At 38.1% G+C, this 4,135-nt stretch carries 4 protein-coding genes; 3 read left to right on the top strand and 1 reads right to left on the bottom strand.

Going from position 1 to position 4,135, the window contains the following annotated elements; translation table 11 throughout:
• The 3 genes from VB714_RS07005 to VB714_RS06995 form a co-directional block, all read left to right on the top strand.
• On the top strand, positions 1 to 619 hold a 619-nt coding region (locus VB714_RS07005), incomplete at its 5' end, for a J domain-containing protein (protein ID WP_323222501.1).
• A 188-nt stretch (positions 620 to 807) separates the two neighbouring features.
• A complete protein-coding gene (locus VB714_RS07000; protein WP_323222499.1) occupies positions 808 to 2,316 on the top strand; it encodes a mechanosensitive ion channel domain-containing protein in 1,509 nt (502 codons plus the stop codon).
• The gene (locus VB714_RS06995; protein WP_323222497.1) at positions 2,313 to 3,815 is read left to right on the top strand and encodes a cyclic nucleotide-binding domain-containing protein; all 1,503 of its coding nucleotides are present in this window, start codon (positions 2,313 to 2,315) and stop codon (positions 3,813 to 3,815) included. The genes VB714_RS07000 and VB714_RS06995 overlap by 4 nt, the downstream gene beginning before the upstream one ends.
• Here the strand turns inward: VB714_RS06995 and VB714_RS06990 are convergent.
• A partial coding sequence (locus tag VB714_RS06990; RefSeq protein WP_323222495.1) for a DUF4339 domain-containing protein occupies positions 3,812 to 4,135 on the bottom strand: 324 nt, incomplete at its 5' end. The genes VB714_RS06995 and VB714_RS06990 overlap by 4 nt on opposite strands.

Below are 4,135 nucleotides of genomic sequence, written 5' to 3'. Positions count from 1 at the left end.
TTATCGCACCACCACCGCAAGACCGCAAAATAACTACAGAACCTCAAGTGGATTTCAAAGCGGCTTTAACGAACAACCCGTTTCTAGCGACAAAGAAGCCAGCATTCGCCTCACTTTCTCAGAAGCCTTTCGCGGTACCCAGAAACGTTTAAACCTAGCGGGAGAAACCATTGATGTTCGCATTCCTCCCGGTGCAAAACCCGGTAGCCGAATCAGAGTCAAAGGAAAAGGACAATTGGACAGTTTCCTACAGAAGCGAGGAGATTTATATTTGAATGTAGAACTCGAACCCCATGATTTTTTTCAGTTTGATGGCGATAATTTAACCTGTGAATTGCCTATTGCTCCTGATGAAGCCGTTTTAGGTGCATCCGTTGAAATTCCCACCCCCGATGGTGCCGTAACCATGAAAGTTCCCGCAGGCATTCGATCCGGGCAAACCTTACGTTTGCGAGGAAAAGGTTGGATTGCTACAAAAGGCGGACGAACGGATCAAATGGTCAAAATCCTGATTGCAACCCCTAAAAATCCCAGTTCTCTAGAGCGAGAATACTATGAAAAAATTCGTAATGTTAGAAACAATAGCCCTCGGTCTCATTTAAAAAATATTAAGCTATAGAAGCCCAAAAACAACTTTAAAGTGATTACTTGAGCTTCTTGTTTAAAAAAGAGCCGTAGTTAAAAAATCGGGTTATCTATTTCTAGAACACCCCTTGTTTTGGTGTGACCTATTTTTTTAACATAATTTTTTAGCGATTGAAAAATGATATGATACTAGCACTCTAAATTTAAGCGATCGAGGACAGAATGATGAAGGTAGGTATTCAATATGGAATGATTGAAGGGTTTTTTCACTATCTTCAATCTATCTTTTCACTGACTTTATTTACAGTTGGAGATGTTTCGGTTTCCTTTCTAACAATTTTAAAGTTTTCCGTTTCTGCTATTTTAGTCATCGTTGTTACCCGCACGACTAAGTACTTATTAGAGGAACGAATTCTTGCTAAATTCAATCTCGATACAGGATCGAGAGCATCAATTTCGATATTAGCCAGTTACTTGATTGGAGGTTTTGGCTTTCTGATTGTTCTGCAAACAGTGGGGCTAGATTTTTCCTCTATTACTGTTATTATTGGTGGCTTGGGAGTTGGAATTGGTTTTGGTTTACAGGATATTACCAAAAACTTTATTAGTGGGATTACAATTCTTCTGGAAAGAAAACTGAACATTGGTGATATTGTAGAATTTGAAGAAATTCAAGGAAGAATTCAAGAAATTTCTCTCCGAACGACAACAATTAGAACCTTTCTGGGTGAAAATATTATTATTCCCAATGGTATTTTACTTGAAAATAAATTGACCAATCGCACTTCTGATAAAGAGGGAAGTTATATTTCAATTGATATTCGTGTTGATGCAGAAAATAATCCTTTATTTGTGACTGAAATTTTACTAGAATCTGCTCATATAGATTCATCGATCTCTCAGAAACGCCCTCCACAGGTTTTTTTCAATGGTTATGATGATGGCTTATTTGAATTCCAATTAGCAGTTTGGGTTGAGAATATTAATGATTTTAAGAAAGTAAAAAGTTCTTTAAATTATACCGTTGAATATAATTTACGGAAAGCAGAAATTCAATTACCCGATGATAATGAGCGTAAAATTGTTCTCGTTGATGATCTTTTAAATGGCAAAACTGAAGAATCACAAATCAGTCTGGATGGCCAAAACACCAAACTTTATATTAGGGATTATTTGCAAAAAGTTGAATATTTTCAGAATTTTAATGAACTAGAATTAAGAAAATTGATAGAATATGGCTATCGACAAGAATTTGCTCCTGCGGAAATTTTATTCCGAGAAGGCGATCCCGGTAATGCTTTCTATGTGATTCTTTCCGGTTCGGTTGAGGTTTTTATCGAAAAACTTGATAAAACTTTAGTGACTTTAAAAGCTGGAGATTTTTTGGGGGAACTTTCCTTATTATTAGGTATTCCGAGAACCGCATCCGTAAGAATTTTAGAAAAAACCACCTTATTTATTATCAATAGTCAAGGATTTAAACAAATTATTAAAGAACAGCCAAAATTGCAAGAGGAAATTATTCGACAACTCAGTACGCACCAAGAAGAACTGCAACAGCGTCAAGCAGAATTGCGGAAGATGGGTTTAGTCGATGATGAGGAAGACGATCGCAACCCCGTATCTTGGGTTCGCAATCGTTTGAACAATCTTTTTGGTACGCAAGCTGAAGAGGAACAGAAGAATCTTTATTCACAGATTGCAGTCAAGCAATCCCTCAAGAAAGTATGATTGAAACACTCCTTCAATATCTTAAATCTATTTTTTCGATTCGCCTATTTAAGTTAGGGAATACTGAATTTTCTTTAATTACAATTTTCCAGATTTCTCTGGCAATTTTCTTGGTTTTATTTCTTTCCAGAACGACGAGATATTTATTAGAAAAGCGAATTCTAACCAGATTTAAACTTGATGCGGGAATTAGGTCTTCAATCTCTATATTAATTAGTTATTTGATGGGGGGTTTTGGTTTTATCTTCATTGTGCAAACAATGGGATTCGATTTTTCTTCTATCGTTGTTATTATTGGGGGTTTAGGGGTTGGGATTGGTTTTGGTTTACAACAAATTACAAATAATTTTATTAGTGGTATAACCATTCTCTTAGAACGGAAATTAAAAGTTGGTGACTTTATCGAATTTGAAGAAGTTCAAGGTAACATTCGCGAAATTTCCTTACGAACAACAACGATTAGAACACCTCTCGGTCAAAATGTTGTCATCCCCAATGGCAATTTAATTGAAAATAAACTCACAAATTGGACTCATGAATCTCAAAATGGAGGCTATAGTTCTATTGCGATTACTATTGAACCAGAATACAATCCTTTGCTGGTGACAGAAATTCTGATTGATTCAGCTTCACGAGATCCGTTGATCTCGAATCAGCGATCGCCAAAGGTCTTTTTTAATGGCTATCGCGATGGCTTTTTTCACTTCGAGTTAATTTTTTGGCTCGAAGATTTTACCCTTTTTAAAGAAGCACAAAGTTCGATTAATTATACCGTTGAATATACTTTACGACAAGCAGGTATTTACTTTCCCGATGATAATGAGCGCAAGGTTTATATGTTGGGAGACGATCCCAAAAAACATCGAGAAAATGTGCAAGGTTCAAAACTATTCCTGAGTTCGGTTCGTAAAAATAGTTCTCTTTACATTAAAGATCATCTCAAAAAGGTTGAGTATTTTCAGAATTTTAATGAACTCGAATTAAGAAGATTAATAGAATATGGCTATCGCAAAAATTTAGAGGCTTCAGAAGTGTTGTTTCGAGAAGGAGATTATGGCGATGCGTTTTATGTAATTTTATCGGGTACTGTAGAAATTTTTACTGAAAAAATGGGAAAAACTTTAGCAACGTTAAATACAGGCAGTTTCTTTGGCGAATTGTCTTTATTACTGGGCATTCCGCGCACGGCTTCAGTAAGGGCTTTGGAGAAAACTACGGTATTTTTTATTAATAATCAAGGCTTCAAAAGACTTTTAGAAGAACAGCCGGCTTTGCAAGAAGAAATTGTACAACAATTGTGCGATCGCCGGGATGAACTAGCAAAACGTCAAAGAGAACTGCGAGAAATGGGCTTAGTCGATGACGAGGAAGACGATCGCAACCCCGTAACATGGGTTCGCAAGCGCTTAACTAAACTGTTTGGTAGCTTCCCAGAAAATCGCTCTGCACTAGAAACTTCTTCTCCGTTGGAGCGATCGCCCTCGGAACCGGAAACCTAAACAATATCGGCAAGTTCGGGAATGTCTCTTGCACGAGTCCACTCGGTTTCTCCTTCTTTGCAAACATTTGTACGCCCGCTAATTCCTTCTTGGCGCAATTGCTCTTTGGCAAAGGGTCCTGAGCGATCGCCACTCCGGAAAATATACCATTCGGGTGTGGGAGGTGTGGGGGGATGGGGAGGTGTGGGGGGATGGGGAGGTGTGGGAGGTGTGGGGGGTGGGGAGGCGAAAGTTGTTGCGAGTTCTGGAATTTGGGAAGCGGGAAGCCAATTTGCCATGCCTGTGCGCCAAACTAGGGTATCGGGAGTTAATCCTTGCTG

It is taken from the genome of Spirulina sp. 06S082 (genome assembly GCF_034932145.1).
Classification (GTDB): Bacteria; Cyanobacteriota; Cyanobacteriia; order Cyanobacteriales; family Spirulinaceae; genus CCY15215.
This window is presented reverse-complemented; position numbering and strand designations above follow the sequence as displayed.

Excerpts from the sequence above, each read along its gene's own strand:
- VB714_RS07000 (WP_323222499.1), top strand. The coding sequence starts at position 808 with ATGATGAAGGTAGGTATTCAATATGGAATGATTGAAGGGTTTTTTCAC.
- VB714_RS06995 (WP_323222497.1), top strand. The coding sequence starts at position 2,313 with ATGATTGAAACACTCCTTCAATATCTTAAATCTATTTTTTCGATTCGC.